10 protein-coding genes and 1 riboswitch are annotated in these 15,610 nt (G+C 65.8%); all 10 genes read right to left on the reverse strand.

Annotated features, from left to right (window positions below):
* Window positions 1–573 precede the first annotated feature (573 nt).
* Window positions 574–777: an acyl-CoA carboxylase subunit epsilon gene (locus SSP29_RS29290; protein ID WP_089103847.1), complete on the reverse strand. Its 204-nt coding sequence runs from the start codon at window positions 775–777 to the stop codon at window positions 574–576.
* A 130-nt stretch (window positions 778–907) separates the two neighbouring features.
* Window positions 908–1,588, reverse strand: a complete 681-nt coding sequence (locus SSP29_RS29295; protein WP_150135130.1) for a sulfotransferase family protein — start codon at window positions 1,586–1,588, stop codon at window positions 908–910.
* Window positions 1,589–1,857: 269 nt separating this feature from the next.
* The gene (locus SSP29_RS29300; protein ID WP_167450026.1) at window positions 1,858–3,087 is read right to left on the reverse strand and encodes a cytochrome P450; all 1,230 of its coding nucleotides are present in this window, start codon (window positions 3,085–3,087) and stop codon (window positions 1,858–1,860) included.
* 311 nt (window positions 3,088–3,398) lie between these two features.
* Complete coding sequence (locus tag SSP29_RS29305) at window positions 3,399–4,577, reverse strand: phosphoribosylaminoimidazolecarboxamide formyltransferase (protein ID WP_150135132.1); 1,179 nt, start codon at window positions 4,575–4,577, stop codon at window positions 3,399–3,401.
* Between the two features lie 6 nt (window positions 4,578–4,583).
* A riboswitch (ZMP/ZTP riboswitch) is annotated at window positions 4,584–4,673 on the reverse strand.
* 76 nt (window positions 4,674–4,749) lie between these two features.
* Window positions 4,750–5,502 carry a thioesterase II family protein gene (locus SSP29_RS29310; protein WP_089104119.1) on the reverse strand — a complete coding sequence of 251 codons (753 nt, stop codon included), beginning with the start codon at window positions 5,500–5,502 and terminating at the stop codon, window positions 4,750–4,752.
* Window positions 5,503–5,543: 41 nt separating this feature from the next.
* Complete coding sequence (locus tag SSP29_RS29315; RefSeq protein WP_089103849.1) at window positions 5,544–8,477, reverse strand: type I polyketide synthase; 2,934 nt, start codon at window positions 8,475–8,477, stop codon at window positions 5,544–5,546.
* Window positions 8,474–8,731, reverse strand: a complete 258-nt coding sequence (locus tag SSP29_RS29320; RefSeq protein ID WP_089103850.1) for an acyl carrier protein — start codon at window positions 8,729–8,731, stop codon at window positions 8,474–8,476. The genes SSP29_RS29315 and SSP29_RS29320 overlap by 4 nt, the downstream gene beginning before the upstream one ends.
* Window position 8,732: 1 nt before the next feature.
* Entirely contained in the window at window positions 8,733–9,530 is a 798-nt protein-coding gene (locus SSP29_RS29325) for a class I SAM-dependent methyltransferase (protein WP_089103851.1), read from the reverse strand.
* Window positions 9,527–10,948, reverse strand: coding sequence for an AMP-binding protein (locus SSP29_RS29330; RefSeq protein ID WP_167450027.1), 1,422 nt, complete (start codon window positions 10,946–10,948; stop codon window positions 9,527–9,529). Before SSP29_RS29330 ends, SSP29_RS29325 begins: the two co-directional genes overlap by 4 nt.
* A gap of 21 nt (window positions 10,949–10,969) precedes the next feature.
* On the reverse strand, window positions 10,970–15,604 hold the full coding sequence (locus SSP29_RS29335) for a beta-ketoacyl synthase N-terminal-like domain-containing protein (protein WP_167450028.1): 4,635 nt from the start codon (window positions 15,602–15,604) through the stop codon (window positions 10,970–10,972).
* Window positions 15,605–15,610: the final 6 nt, after the last annotated feature.

Here is a 15,610-nt window from a genome sequence, read left to right on the forward strand (position 1 = left end):
AAGAAGACGGCCCCACCGCCCCCTCCTCCGGCCGCCGAACTCGCCCCCGAGCAGTACGCCGCCGAACAGACCGCCGCTGAAGGAGCAGCCCAGGCAGACGAGATCACGCTCTCGGCAGACTCCACCGTCGCGCTGGAGACGGGTGCTCCGACGTTCGCCGCGTACTCGGCTCCTGCAAATCTCCCGAGTTCAGCCGCCCGGGAAGCAGCCACGGGCCAGCCGGCTGAAGCGGCTGGTGCCGCGTCCGAGCAGAACCCGGCCATCACCGGGCAGTCTGTGACACCCACGCCTCAGACCACTGGGCACAGCAAGCCGCACGCGGTCCAGGCAACCTCCCCGGCCGTCGCCGCATCCCCCTCTGCGGCAACGGCCTCGGAAGTAGCGGTTCGCCCGGCGACTCCAGTGGCGGTGGCAGGCGGAGCGGTCTTCCCCGTCCAAAGCCCTGAGCCGGCGCCCAGGCACGACCGCGGAGCTCGATCGGGCAAGGCGGCGAGCGAGGGCGCACCGTGGGCGCAGGGGCCCGGACGTCCGGAAGACACCCCGACGTCCGCGAAGAAAAAGCCCCACAGCACATCAATTCTGCCAGCTGTGCGGGGCGCAGAAGCCCAGGTTGCGGTCCAGGCGGCGCCAGCCGGCCTGGGTGGACAGAGGCTTGGCCGGGGCTCGTACGAACTCTCGGGCTATACGAGCAACCAGCACTGTGGTGATCGCCGCAAGCTCCTCGGGCTGAGCGTGGCCCTTCTCTACACGAAAGAAATGGTCCGCGGAAAGGGGCACGAAGATCGACCTCCGTCTCCTTCGCTTGGCTCACCGGGAGAATGAAGTACCACGGCGGGTTGCCATGCATTCATGGAATTACCGGTCTCCGCCGGATCTCACCAATCCTCTTCGGCACCCCGCCATGGAGTCAGCGATTTTCGGCGCCTCGATCCCGATTTACCTCTCTCGGTCCGCCGAGACCGCTGCCGGAACCAGTGGAAAATGCCTTTCGGTCATTCAGCTGAGGAAAGGGTTCAGCGGGGACGGGAACGCCGAGGAAATCACACAACGGGCCCCATCCCTGGCTGATGTCGAAGACAAGCAGTCGGCTGACCGGTATCTCCCGGCACACCTCGTCATTGTGCTGGGTGAAGATCTTCTTGGCGTGCCCTTCGTCGGCGAACCGACCATCGAAGATTCCGTCCCAGACGACCGATTTCGTCAAGTTCTTGATCCGCGTGAGCCGAGCATCTTCCTGGACCTTCCGAGGCGGCTGAGCCAACACGCCCTGGTAGATGCTATTGAAAGCACTTTCGTACCAGCGCTGCGGGTCACGAGTGGTCAGGATGACCCTTGCCGACGGGTAGAAGTCGGCGAGCTCCCGCCAGAACCGAGATCCCGGCCAATCCACCGTAGACTTGTACTGGCTGTAGATCTCCTGCCAATCGACGCTCTCCCCCCGGGCAGCGCGCTCCCAGTGCGAGATGGTCTCTTGATGACTGAATACCTCCTGCATGTGATGACAAGGGCCATAGCCGAGACGTTCAAGTGCAGCTTTGAGGGAAAGTGTTCCCGTGCGGCCGAATCCAGCACCAATGATTTCGAGCATCTGTACCTCCCAGGTAGGAACAGCAGGATGTGGGCGACGCAGAAGAATGCGAGAGGAATGGGGTCACTGACCGTCGAGTATTGTAGACGCGATTACAGCGAAAAAGCAGGCCGTAATCCAGATTCAGGCCCCCGACTGGAGGGGTTTGACGCACTCTCAAGTAGTAGCACCTACCGCGCCGCGTCGCCTATCTGACAATTGCGTCAGCTACTCATGTGCCGCGATCGCTGCTACACCACACCGGGACGCGACCTCAAGGTGACGCCTTGCTACCAGCTCACCGGAATTTCGTTAATTCCGTAGATCCCTGCATCCTTCTTGAAGGACAGTTCTGAGACCGGGACCGTGAGCCGCAGGTCAGGAATCCGGGCGAAGAGAGTGTTAAGCACGATCTCCAACTCCGCCCGGGCGAGATTTTGCCCGAGGCACTGGTGGACTCCATAACCGAGCGCGACGTGGTTCCGGTCACCACGACGCAGATTCATCACGTCGGGGTTCTCAAATACTTCGTCGTCGCGGTTGGCCGCGCCGAACCCGAGCACCACACCCTCGCCGGCACGGATCACGCAACCGCCGATCTCGATGTCGGCCAGCGCCACCCGGGGCATGATGTCGAAGACGCTGAAGTACCGCAGCAGCTCCTCGAGTGCGGCGTTGGTCGCCGTGGGGTCGGCCCTGATCACTTCGAGCTGCTGAGGGTGCTCCAACAGCCACGCCACGCTGAGTGAAATCATGCTGGCCGTGGTCTCGTACCCACCCATCAGGAGCAGAAAGGCCAGACCTATGAGGGTCTCATGCGTGAAGACCCTCTCCTGCTCGTTTCGGGCTATCAGGCGACCGAAGAGATCGTCACCCGGCGCTTTCTCCTTGGCGGTGACCAACTCGTCGAGATATTTCCTCAGCTGCTCCGAAGCCCGGTGCCGATCACTCGGAGCCGTTGCCCGACTGACCATCATCGCGGTACATCCCTGGAAGAACTCACGGTCGGCATAGGGCACACCGAGCAACTCGCAGATGACCCTGGAGGGCACCGGCAGCGACAGCGCCTGGACCAGATCGACAGGGCGGGAGCCAGCCAGAAGGCCGTCGATACACTCGTCCACTATCTGCTGGATGCGTGGGCGCATCGAGCGCACTCGCTGAAGGGTGAACTCGGAAGTGAGCATCTTGCGGCGTCGCGTGTGCTCGGGCGGATCCAGTCCGATAAGGGATTTTCCGTAGACATCGAATACCCGCCTCGTACGCTCGGGTATCGGAAACATGACCGGCGTGCCCTTGTGATCCCGGTTCGAACTCATCCTGGGATCCATGAGCAGCTCGCGCACGTACTCATAGCGTGTGACGAGCCAGGCCAATTGCCCGGTCGGGAGGGTGACACGGGCGATCGGCTGCTCTTTGCGCAGTTCGGCATACTGCTCCGGAGGCTCGAACGGGCAGCGCCTGCTCATGGGAAACGCCGGCGGTTCGGCGGTTATCTGGCTGGCCTTCGCGTCAGTCATGATCATCCTCACAGTTGGCTGTGCCTCAGGATCGGATTCGCAATATCCAGCAAATGGCGCCATCGTCGTACCAGCAGCCAAGGAAAGCTTTTTCATCTGGAGCTCGAATAGTGCGGAACATGCACACAGATGGTCAGCGATTGAATCAGCGACCGGACCAGTCTAACCGAAGTCCAATTCCTGTCTACAGGCTCCCCGCAATGACTTTCGGACACAGTGGACCGGCATTGCCGGCCAAATTCTGTGCACCACTTTTCAGTGCGCCGCAGTACTCGGCCGACAAGATGTTCCCCGGAGGTTCTGGGAATCTCCTAGTGATGGAACAGCCTCAGTCCGGTGCGGGTCAGAACGATCTGGTGCTCGCGGCAGGCGTCCTCGACGTCTCCGGACCTGATCGACCCTCCAGGTTCAGCGACGTACGCCACGCCGTGGCGATAGGCGTGGTCGACGTTGTCGCGGAAAGGGAGAGCTCCGTCCGATGCGAAGGCCACACCGGAGAGGCGCTGCTTCCACTGCGCCCGCTGATCGGCGGTCAGCTCTCCCGCCGGTGCGGACAGTGCCTGCTCCAGCCGCTTGTTCTCGTCCGGCGTCAGGTCTCCCTCGATGAAGCGGATCTGCCAGTTGATCTGGTCCTGGCGCCGGACACCCGGCCGGAACGTCAGGGACCGTACGGCCGGATGCCGCCGCAGCCACCACGTGTCCACCTTGGCGCCGGCCAGCCGAGTGCAGTCGACCCGGGACTGCTGACCCGCCCCGACTCCCAGCGTCATACCGTCACGCACGTAACACACTGAATTGGACTGGGTGTATCGCAGCACCGCCAGCCCCAACAGCAGGTCCTCCGTGGCCTGCGCGGGAAGCGGACCGCCCACGACGGGGGCGAGCAGATCCGTGGACAGGCGAACCTGATCCCGGTCCTGCTCCAGGCGCATACCGAACACTTCCCGCGCCTCCTGTCGCGGGGGCACGAAGGACTCGTTCGCCTCCATCACCAGGAAGCGGCCCTTCTTCTTCTTGCTGAGCCGCTCCACCGTGCCAGGTTCGTAGCCGGGAGCGACGATGCCGTCACACACCACGCCCGCCAGCAGCTCGGCGAGCTCGGCGTCGACCGGATGCGAAACAGCCGCGAAGTCGCCGTAGGACGACTTCGGGTCGGCGTCTCGCGCGCGAAGATAGGCGCTGGTCACACCGCCGACGCCGTCGGTGATCCCGTACAGGCCAGCGATGACTTCGTCGATCGGCCCGGACACGGCCGCTCCTGCGGGCGAAACGTGCTTGAAGGACGCGGCAGCAGGCTTGCCGAGCACCTGGCCCGCCTCGTGCACGAGCTGCCAGGCATTCAGCGCGTCCAGCACATTGATGAAGGAAGGTTCTCCGTGCAGCAGCCTGATCGGCGGGCTGTCCGGCGCCAGGGGAGTTGCTTGCGCCACCGACTGTTGCGGGTTGATCCCATAACGCAATTTCATACGATAGCCTCCACAGCAGAACATCGCTGACAGAGGCGCCCAGGCGGTCGACGCTCACACCGAATCTCGTCTCGGTCGCTCCCCGGTGGTGCTCCACCTACGCCAGTCGCGACCGGCCGCAAGTCTAGCGGCAGTTGCCGCGCCGGAGCCATCCGGGCTGTCGCTACGGACCTCATCAGCTCCCCTTCCTGTCGCTTCACAGCCTCACGAGATACTTCGACACGATCTCGATGACCGCAGGTGCCTGTTCGTTGAGGTAAAAATGCCCGCCGGGAAACTCCGTCAGTTCGAAGTCGCTCGTGGTATGAGTGCGCCAGGCCCGCACTTCGTCGAGGGTGGCGCCCGTGTCACGGTCGCCGAAGAGCGCGTGGATCGGGCATCTGACCACCGAACCAGGCCGATGCGCGTAGGTCTCGATTGCCTTGTAGTCGCTGCGGATCGCGGGCAGGAACAAGCGCAGTACCGAGTTGTCCTCCAGCAGTCGGGAATCCGTTCCGTTCAGCCTTCTGAGCTCCGCCATCAACTCGTCGTCGCTGTAGCGGTGCACCGTGCCCGGGCGGTGTCGCGAGGGGGCGCGGCGTCCGGAGGCAAAGAGCGCGAGAAGAGGGACCCCATCGTCTTCCAGTCGCCTGGCGACCTCGAATGCCAGGGTTGCCCCCATGCTGTGACCGAACAGCGCCAGGGGAAGGTCCCGCCACGGTTCCAGCGCATCGACGATGCAGTCGGCGAGCGTTTCCAAGGTGTCTATGCCGCTCTCCCGGAGGCGGTCTCCCCTGCCCGGATACTGGATGGCGAGCACCTCCACCGAAGGAGAGAGTTCCGCCGAGACCGGGAAGTAGTAGTTGGCGGATCCGCCGGCATGTGGCAGGCAGACCAGGCGTGTGTAGGCTTCGGGTGCCGGATGAAAACGCCGTATCCACGCGTTCTGGCCGGTCGTAGCGGATGACATGTGTTTCACCGTCTCTTCGTACTGGTTCACCGCGTGCCCGGTCACAGTTGCAACATCCGTTCGGCTTGTTCGAGATCCAGGCTTCCGCTCTGTACCTGACGAAGCACGTGATCGATGTCGAAATCGGAGGATTCCGCGGCGCCTGGCTTTCGGCCGTTGCTCCGTTGAGCCAAGTGGACAGCGAATTCCCGGATGGTGGGGTACTCGTAGACGGCTGCCACCGGCAGACTCGTTCCGTAGCGTGTGTTGACCGTGTTCATCCACTCGACGGCGATGATCGAGTCGAGGCCGATGTCCACGAACTTGCCGTCGACCGCGACATCCGCCTTCGCCATGAAGAGTGCCTCGGCGAGGCTTTCCGTGAGTGCGGTCTCCAACGATGCCGTGTCCGGCGCCGTATGACGGACCGTTGTGTCCAGGACCGCTTCGTCGGCAGGGCCCGGGACCGCCTCGGGCGCCTCGACGGCCCCGGTCAATGAATCGCGCACCCCGACCAGCTCGCCGGCCAGAGCGCGCACCGACGGGAAGTCATAGACATGGCTCGCCGACAGGTCGGCACCGAAACGGTCGTTGACCGCGCGGATCCATTCCACGGCGATGACGGAATCCAGTCCGATGTCGATGAACCTCTGGTCGACGTCGACCTCTGCGGGCTCCAGGTACAGCACCTCAGCCAGGCTCTGCACCAACTGCCGCTCCAGCTCTGCCCGGTCTGCCCGATCCGGTGCCGGTGCCACTTTGCGTATGCGCCAGCTCGTCGGCACCGCAGCCGGTGTCTCGCCCGGTGTCAGGCGTGAAACGTCCCGCGACTGGTCCTTCGCCCCGTCGAGGCCGGCCTCCGACAGCTCCCGCAGTGGGATGGCTCGCGGTTTTTCCGCGATGAACCCGCGCTTCGGAGCAGACACCACGGCCGCCGGAGACTGCAGGGCGGTTCCGACCGTCGCGGGAATACCGGCCACCACAGTCTTACTCGGACGGGGTTCCGGGCGCTCGCTGCTCGCGGTGGATGTGTCCGAAGACGGCAGAGTCCGCTCGCCTTCGACGGATGAGCCCGGAATCCAGTATTTCCGCCGCATGAAGGGATACGTCGGGAGGTGCAACCGCCGCGGTGTCTCGTCGACGTAGAGCAGATTCCAGTCGATGTCACAGCCCAGCGTCCACAGCTCGGCGACCTTGGCCAGCTTCCTCTTCTCGATCCAGGACCGGAACATCGCAGTGGCGTCCTCGTCCCCGGCGAGGAGACTCAGCCGCTGGTCCTGCCCGACCACTCCCAGCCGGACGTCGGGGGCCTGCCGGTCATGCGCGAACGCGTCCAGCTGCGCCACCAGATCGGAGTGACCGGCCGCGAGAAAGACCGCGCGGTGGGTCATCGCCTCGCGTCCGACCTGCAGGGTGTACGCGATGTCCCGGAGCCCGCCGGGCCCCGTTCGGTCCTGGCTGGCCGACGCTCGCCCTCCCTCTTCGGAGCCGCGCAGGTCGTCGAGCAAATTCCGGGCCATCAGGCGCAGTTGCTCGCTGTCCTTCGCCGACAGCGGTACCAGGCGGAGTACGTCGGCGGCTTCGTCCAACGCCGCGTCCGTTGCCGGCTCTGCGTAGTCGGCCTGCTCCCCCTTGCCAGCCTGCGCTTGGTACGCCTGCGGTTCGTACGCCTCCAACAGCACATGGGCGTTGCTGCCGCCGAAGCCGAATGAGCTGACTCCCGCCCGCAGCGGGTGCGGTTCGCCGTCACCTCCCTTGCCGGGCTGCCACGGCTGGGTGCGCTCTACGATGTAGAACGGGCTGTCGTCCAGCCTTATCAGTGGGTTGAGCTGGTCGAAGTGGAGTGTGGCCGGCAGCGTCCGGTGCCTCATCGCCGCGATGACCTTCAGCATGCCGGCGATCCCGGCGGCGGACTCCAGGTGTCCGAGGTTGGTCTTGACCGAGCCCAGTCCGCATGAGGAGGGCTTTGCCGGCACCTCCTCATGCTCCGTCAGGCGGCTGAACGCGGTCTTGAGGCCGTGGATCTCGATGGGGTCGCCCAAGGGTGTGCCGGGGCCGTGGGTCTCGATGTAACTGATCGAACTCGCCGCGACATCGGCCTCGGCGTAGACCGAGCAGATCAGATCCGCGTGGGCCTGCGGGTTGGTGATCGTCAGGGAGTTGGTCCGCCCACCGTGATTGGTGCCGATTCCCTTGATGACGGCGTGGATGGCATCGCCGGCCGCGAGGGCGGTGGCCAGCGGTTTCAGCATGATGACGGCGCCGCCCTCGGCACGCACATATCCGTCGGCCGACGCGTCGAACGCTTTGCAGAGGCCGTTCTCGGACAGCATGCCGTTGCGCCTGAGTGCCGTGAACCGCCGTCCGGACCAGCACAGGTTCACACCGCCCGCCAGGGCCTGGTCGCAGTCGCCGCGCTCAAGTGCGCGCACGGCCTGGTGCACAGCCACCAGGGAACTGGCGCACGCTGTGTCGACCGTGAGGCTGGGACCGCGGAAGTCGAACCAATAGGAGACGCGGTTCGCGATGATGGCCGACGACGTGCCCGTCGGCACACAGGCGTCGAACGCGTCGCCCTGTTTCTCCAGCAGCTCCGTGTAGTCGGTGTTGGCGACTCCCATGAAGACCCCGGTCCTGGAGCCCTGCAACGCGGAGGCCTGGTATCCGGCGTCTTCGACCGCCTTCCAGGCAAGCTCCAGGGCGAAGCGCTGCTGGGGGTCCATGTACATGGCCTCTCTCGGCGAGATGCCGAAGAAGGAGGCGTCGAACGCGTCCGCGTCCGCCAGGAACCCCCCTCTGACACGGTTCGCCTCACCACCGGGGGCCGAGAACGACTCGTCGCTGTCTCTGCGGACGGCGGGCAGATCGCCGACCACGCACCGTTCGTCCGCCAACTGACTCCAGAATCCGGTCAGGGACTCGGCCCCGGGAAACCGGAGACCGACCCCGACAATGGCAATGCCGTTGTTCTCGTTCACGCCTTTCATGTCAGTCATACGCCGGCCTGCTTCTTCCGGACGAAGTCAACGATCCCGGAGAGCGAGACGAGTACGTTCATGAACAGGTCCTCGTCTGTCATCGCCACCCTGAGGTCCTCCTGCAGGAACTTGACGATCCTGAGGTAGTCACGTGACTCGACGACGCCGGCCTTGAACAGGTCCGTGTCAGCGGTGACCGTGTCGTCAAACGTCACCAGGAGTTCCTCCTGCATGAACGTACGGATCCGCTGCTCCAGCACATCGGTCTGCATATCAGTACCCCTCGCCGCTTGGCTTCCGTGGCTGCACGGTCTTCTTGCCCTTGATGGTGCAGACTCGCCTCTTCCAGAGAAGCCTTCCGTCCTTCTCGGCGAAGGAAGAGGCAATATCGGGGTCGGCCAGGCCTTCGTCGAGGAGTCGGGCTATTTCTCCCCGGCTCTTGTCGGTCTGCGCGACGTGGTCGACGTAGTCATGGAAATCAAGCAGGGATTCCGATTCGAAGAGGGCTTCCAGCTTCGTGTCGTTGTCCCGGTACAGTTCGAAGAAGTCACGCTTTGTGTATGTGCGGTGGTGACTTCGGTCGATCAGGACTTCCATCCGCTCGAAGAACCGGTCCGTCTTCTCTTCGTCGTAGGCCATGATGTCCTGGATGCAGACGGTGCCGCCGGGCCGGCAGCAGCGGACCATCCCGGCGAACACCTCCCGGTGGCGCGCCATGTGGTGAAAGGCCGAGCGCGAGACCACCATGGAGAAGGTGTCGTCCTCGAAGCCGAGGCCCTCCACGTTCTGGTGCACGAATCGGGCGTTGCCCAGTCCTCGGTCGGAAGCGTTCTTCCTGGCCACGGCGATCATCCCGGCGGAGATGTCCACGCCGGTCACCGAGCGGGCCAGCGTGGCCGAATGGAGCGCGAAGGCGCCCGTTCCGCAGGCGACGTCCAGCAGTTCGTCGTCCGGCGTCACACCACAGAACTCCGCGAGCCCGCGAAGCATCCTCTCGTCGCGTGTGACCGACCAGGAATCGAAGTGCTCTGCCCCTTCGTCGAACTGTGCGATGACGAGCCTGGTGTTCATCGCGAGCCCCCTTCGTCAGTCGCCCCGAACAACCGCGCATAGTCGGTCTTTCCATGGGCGGTTTTGGGTATTTCTGCCACCTCCATGAGGCGGACCTGCCGCGGATCGATGCGAAACGTCCTGCGGAGCAGTTGTCTGACCAAACGCGCCGCGGAGATGTCCTCGAGCGCGATCGACAGTTCTTCGTCCTTGCCTCCGCAGACGCAGGCGAACCCCGCCTCCCGCAGATGACGCTCGATCTGGTCGAGGTCCGTCCGTACACCGGACATTTTGACGAAGCGACTGCGTCGGCCGACGATGTAGTAGTTGCCGTCGTCGTCGAAGTAGGCGACGTCCCTGGTATCGAGACAGCCGCCCAGTTCGTCTCCCTTGATCAGGTCGGCACGGTCGCGGGCATGACCGAGCATCACGTTGGCACCCTCGTAGTGGAGGTCTCCGTGCATGCGGGGTTCTGACACCGCGAGCCCGTTCGCATCCTTGAGGTACAGCTTTCCGTCGGGAATCGCGGCGCCGATGCTCTCGCTCTTGTCCGGGTGCAGGTCGGCGCGGAGATAGGCGATGCGGGCGGTGGCCTCCGTCTGTCCGTACATCACGTAGAAGCGGGCGGACCGTTTTCTCGCCTCCGCCGCGTAACGCTCGACGGTCTCCGCGTGCAGCTTTCCGCCGGCCTGGGTGAAACTGCGCAGGCTCGGCAACTCCATGCGGGCGAACCGCAGGGTGTCGAGCATCTCGTACGTGTAGGGGACGCCGGAGAACGATGTGGCTCCGTGCTCTCGGAAGAATTCCCAGAACTCACGCCTGACCAGGGAGTCGTCCGTCAGCAGCAAGGTACCGCCCACCCACAGGTGACTGTTGACGACGGACAGGCCGTAGGAGTAACTCATCGGCAGGCTGGTGATGGCCCGTTCCGATGGGTCCAGTTCCAGGTATTCCGCGATCGAGCTCGCGTTGGCGTTGAGATTGCGCCTCGACAGCCGTACGCCCTTGGGTGAGCCGGTCGATCCGGAGGTCAGGAGCACGGCGCTGAGCTGTTCGTGCAGATCCGAACCTCCCGGCGCGTGACCGGTCCGCACGAGCCGGTAGGAACCCGCGGTGAAAAGCGGTGCGCCCTCGCCCGTGCTCTCGTCCCACACGTACTCGGGCCGGTACGCCTGAGTCACATGGTGCAGCAGGTCGTCGCCCACGGAGTGGTCGACCGGCAACACGACGTGGTTCGCCGCGATGCCTCCCAGGTATCCGACGAGCGACTCGACGCGGTTCCTGGTCCGCAGCAGGATCAGGGCCCTTCCCGCCGACGGCAGGGCGGCTCCAAAGGCGGTCACCATGTCGTGCAGTTCGCGGTACGAGTACCGCGTGCCCCGAGCGTCGATCAACGCCGTACGGTCTCCGTGCCGGTGCAGGTCCCGATAGATGTCCATCTGTGTCTCCTCGGCCATGGGCTAGTCCACCCCCAGACCGCGCTGGATGTGGTGCAGCAGCAGGAGTTGGTCCTGGTCCTCGCTGAGGAAGAGGTGGTCGCCGGAGAGCAGATGGAGCGTGAAGGCGCCGTCCGTGACCTCTCGCCACGCCGTCATGTGGGCCTGGTCGACCCTGTCGTCCCGCAGACCGTGAAATGCCGTGACGGGCACGTCGAACCGAGCGCCCTCGTACTGGAAGCTCTGCACCATCTTCAGCTCCGCGAGCCGCGACGGCAGCAGCAACTCGGCAAGCTCTCCGCTGAGGTCCGCCTCCGAGGTCAGAACCTGGAGGATCTTCTGCTTCTCCACCGCGGTGGCCGAGAGCAGATCGTCCGGCGCTGGAATGTCGTCGAACCCGATCTCCTTGAAGAGGTTCCGCGTCAGGACGATCATCGGGTTCGGTTGGACCGGCGGCGCCGAATACGCGCCGACGAAAAGGTGGTGCGGCCTGTTCTCGTGGGTCTGCCACAGCCGGTACGCCAGCCGGTACGCCAGGAGCCCGCCGGCGCTGTGGCCATAGAGGGCATAAGGTCGGTCCAGTTCCGGCGCCAGTGACTCGGCCAGGGTGTCGATGGCCGTGTCGATGTCCTCGAAGGCGCGCTCCTTGATCCGGGACTCCTTGCCGGGAAGCTGGACCGGGCACACCTCCACCTCGTCCGGCAGCAGTCGCTGCCATTCACGGAACACGGAGGCACCCCGCCCGCGCCCGTACGGGAAGCAGAACAGCTTGAACTTCGCCGACGGGTTCGGCTTCCGCAGGGCGATCCAGCGGGTGCTGCGCGCGATCCTGCCAGCGGACGCCGACGCGGTTCTGGCCCCATCGGCACCGTCGGCGTTCCGCTCGCGCGGGTGCTCGACGATCTGGACCATCGGCAGAACCGTCCTGGCCAGGTCGCGCACGCTCGGCCCCTCGATCAACAGGGCCAGCGGCAACTGGATACGGAGCTCCGTGTCCAGCGTCTTCTTCGCGCTCACTCCGACCAGCGAGTCCATCCCCAGGTCCGCCAGCGGCTCCTCCACGTCGAGCTCGTCCTGGTCCATCTTCATGAGGTCCGCGAAGCACCCGCGCAGGTAGTCCTCAAGCACACGGAGCCGGTCGGCGGCCGCGGCGTCCGAGAGGCTCAGCATGACCACCGAGAGGTCCTCGTCGGAGGCGGACGCATGCGAGGGCTGTTCGGACAGCTGCTGGAACATCTGGTCGTGCCGGGCGCCGAGGCCCTTCATGGTGCCGCCTTCGATCCGCCCCACGACGGTGCCGTCCTGGTCCAGCAGCTCGAACCGTCCGTGCAGCTCACCGGAGTTGGGGTTGTAGCGCTCGACGGTGGCGTGGCACCACAGCTCCCTGGGGCCGTCCGCGGCGTGCCAGCCGATGTCACGCCACTCGGTGACCATGAATCGCGTGTCCGCCTCCACGTTGTCCGGCAGCGCGGCGTGGAAGAGCTGTGCGCAGGCGTCGTAGACACCCGGATGAGCGCCGATGGTGAAAGCGCGCCGTGTCCGGACCCTGGGCGGTGGCGCGAGCCGTGCCAGGGCCTCGCCGTTCCCCTTCCAGAGGTCGGCTATCCACCGCACCCCCTCGCCCAGTTCGAGGCGCCGGGTACGAGCGACCTCCGCATAGAACTCGGAGCCCGGCCGTCGTTCCCCGAGGTCCGCCGCGCGAGCCGCGATGGGCCGGGAACCGGTGCCGCCGAGCACCGGTTCGTCCTCGTGCAGCTCTACGGTGCCCTGCGCGTGCTTGCTCCAGTTCCCGAGCGCGCCGGTGCGGCAGTAGAAGCCGAACGACGCCTCGTCCTCCCGCCGCTGCAGGACGAGCGTGATCTCGTTCTGGCCCTCCTCCTGCAGCAGGAGGGCGCTGATGAAGGCGAGCGAGCGCACCGTGCAGGCCCGGTCGAAGGCTTGCCGAACAGCCCTGGCGAGCATCTCCAGGTAGTAGCCGGCGTGCAGTACCCCGTGCGTGGCGCGCACATCCGGCACGGTGTCCATCGGCAACGTGAACTCGACCTGAGTCTCCTTGAGGGGGGACGGGAGGACCCGCCCGTCCAGAGCGTCCTGGTCCCGCTCGGCCATGACCGGCACCGTGGGTCGGGTGGGAGCCGTCTCGATCCAGTAGCGCTTGCGCTGGAAGGGATAGGTGGGGACGGCGACGACCCTGGTCGACCGGTAACCCCGGTCGAATCCCTTCCAGTCGACGTCCAGGCCGGCTTCGTAGAGTTCGGCGAGCGCGTGCGCGAGGACGTCCCAGGGATCAGACGAGGACGGGAACGGGATGTGGAGACGGTCCGACGAGACGAGGCGGGCGGCCATCGCGTCGTCGGTGGCCTCCGCACCGATCCCGAGGTACCCGTCATGCCCCTGGGCCATGAGCTCGTCGATGCCCGCGTCGGGCCGCGCTCGCGCCGACGCCACGCCTGCCCAGTGGGCGGCCGAAAGCGCCTCCTGCTTCGTCAGGGGCCCTCCCGTCGTCGCGGTCAGCACCCGCAGGCTCGGGACGCGAAGGGCGGCCTCGGGCACAGTACGCGCGAACTCCGTCCCGGCAACCAGGAATCCGAGCGCGGTGGACATGTCCATCACCCCCGCCGCGCAGGCGGCGACAAGTTCACCGGTCCCCCGGCCCAGCACCGCGCGGGGGCGTACACCCCAGCTCTGCCACATGGTCGACAGGGCGAACTGCAGGGCGAAGGACTCGATGTCCCTGCTGCCGCGATCCTGCGGGGCGGCGATCGGCGCACCGGAGGCGGAGCCGTTCGGCACCGCCGACCAGTGCTCGACGAAGCCGGTCCCGGTGAACTTCCTGACCGCCTCGTCGCAGGCTTGCGCCGCGGCCCGGAACTCCGGCTGGCTGTGGAACAGGCGAACCGCCAGGCGCCTGTCGCCACGCCCGTTGAACAGGGCGGCGAGTTTCGGCGCCTGCCTGCGGCCCGCACTGCCCTCGTTCACTGCCGTGCCGTCGCGTACGGCGTCGGACACCCTCTGCTTCAGCTCCCGTGTGTCCGCGGCGACGAAGCAGAGGCGGTGCGGGAAATGGCCGCGGCCCACGTTCGCCGTGTGGCAGATGTCCGCCAGGGCCAGCGTGTCATCGGCGTCCAGCAGCCGCTCGTAGGCGGTGGCGAGGTCGTGCAGCGCGCCCTTGCTCTTGGCCGAGAGGGCCAGGATGTGCAGCGGGCGCTCCCTCGTTGTGTCGCTGTGGGCGACGTGGCCGGGAGTGCCGCCGACCGCTCCGGCGAGGGTCGCGGGCCCCTCCTCGAGGATCGCGTGCGCGTTGGTTCCGCTGAATCCGAACGAGCTGATCGCGGCGATCCTGGGCCGGTCCTCCGCTTCCCACGGGACGCACGTTTGCGGCACGTTCGCGGGGATGTCCGTCAGCCTTATTTTCGGGTTGAGGGTGTTCAGATGCAGGTTGGGGGGAATCTCCCGATGCTGCAGGCACAGGACCAGTTTGATCAGACCCGCGACGCCGGCAGCGCCTTCGAGGTGGCCGATGTTGCTCTTCACCGAGCCCACCTGAAGGGGCGTCTTCCGCAACGGGTCGTTGCCGAACACGTCGGTCATCGCCTGGAACTCGATCGGGTCACCCAGGGCGGTGCCGGTGCCGTGCGCCTCGAAGTAGCCGACCTCACTGGGCAGCACGCCGGCCCGGGCCAGGGTGGCGCGTATGAGCGCGCGCTGCGCCGATCCGTTCGGCACCGTGAGACCGCTGCCTGGCCCGTCCTGGTTGACGCCACTTCCCCTGATGACGGCCAGCACCGGATCCCCGTCCCGGACCGCGTCGGAGAGTCGTTTCAGGACTACGACGCCGCAGCCCTCCCCGCGCCCGTAGCCGTCGCCGTCCGCGTCGAAGGTCTTGCAGCGTCCGTCCCTGGAGAGCGCCCCCATGTCGCAGAGAGAGGAGAAGCCCTGGGAGGCCAGCAGCAGGTTTACCCCTCCCGCGAGGGCGAGGTCGGACTCACCACTGTTCAGGCTCTCGCACGCCAGGTGGACGGAGACCAACGAGGACGAGCACGCCGTGTCGATCGAGATCGACGGGCCGTGCACCCCCAGCACATAGGAGATACGTCCGGAGGTGATGTTGGACATCGACCCGGTCAGCGTGTAGGGGTTGCCGAACGGCTGGGACCGGGGCAGGCCGGCGTACTCGGAACCGATCTGCCCGACGAAGACACCGGTCTGGCTTCCCCTGATCCCCTCCGGGGAGATCCCCGCCCGCTCCAGTGCCTCCCAGGTGACTTCGAGCAGCAGCCGCTGCTGCGGGTCCATCTCGATCGCCTCGCGGGGCGAGATCCCGAAGAAGTGCGCGTCGAACCGGGTCACGTCCTCGCGCAGGAACCCAGCTTCCTTGAGGTAGATCTTGCCCGGTGTCTCCGAGCCCGGTTCATAGACGTCCTCGAGACGCCAGCGGTCCTTGGGGACTTCGACGACGCCGTCCCCCCCGTCCCGCAGGAACCGCCAGAAGGTGTCCGGATCGCTGCACCCGCCCGGCAGGCGGAAGCCCATGCCCAGTACGGCGATGGGTTCCCTGGTCCGCGTCTTCGTTTCCAGCTCCGCCGTCAGCCGCTTGATCGTCTGCATCGACCGCGACAGAAGTGCCCTGTAGTCACCGGGCTTCACCTCAACAGCCATGTCCCT

Origin of the sequence: Streptomyces hyaluromycini (assembly GCF_002217755.1) — a bacterium.
GTDB lineage: Bacteria > Actinomycetota > Actinomycetes > Streptomycetales > Streptomycetaceae > Streptomyces > Streptomyces hyaluromycini.

Coding starts and splice junctions, on each gene's coding strand:
- SSP29_RS29295 (WP_150135130.1), bottom strand. CDS start 1,588: ATGCTCGAAATCATTGGTGCTGGATTCGGCCGCACGGGAACACTTTCC.
- SSP29_RS29300 (WP_167450026.1), bottom strand. CDS start 3,087: ATGACTGACGCGAAGGCCAGCCAGATAACCGCCGAACCGCCGGCGTTT.
- SSP29_RS29305 (WP_150135132.1), bottom strand. CDS start 4,577: ATGTTCTGCTGTGGAGGCTATCGTATGAAATTGCGTTATGGGATCAAC.
- SSP29_RS29310 (WP_089104119.1), bottom strand. CDS start 5,502: ATGTCATCCGCTACGACCGGCCAGAACGCGTGGATACGGCGTTTTCAT.
- SSP29_RS29315 (WP_089103849.1), bottom strand. CDS start 8,477: ATGACTGACATGAAAGGCGTGAACGAGAACAACGGCATTGCCATTGTC.
- SSP29_RS29320 (WP_089103850.1), bottom strand. CDS start 8,731: ATGCAGACCGATGTGCTGGAGCAGCGGATCCGTACGTTCATGCAGGAG.
- SSP29_RS29325 (WP_089103851.1), bottom strand. CDS start 9,530: ATGAACACCAGGCTCGTCATCGCACAGTTCGACGAAGGGGCAGAGCAC.
- SSP29_RS29330 (WP_167450027.1), bottom strand. CDS start 10,948: ATGGACATCTATCGGGACCTGCACCGGCACGGAGACCGTACGGCGTTG.
- SSP29_RS29335 (WP_167450028.1), bottom strand. CDS start 15,604: ATGGCTGTTGAGGTGAAGCCCGGTGACTACAGGGCACTTCTGTCGCGG.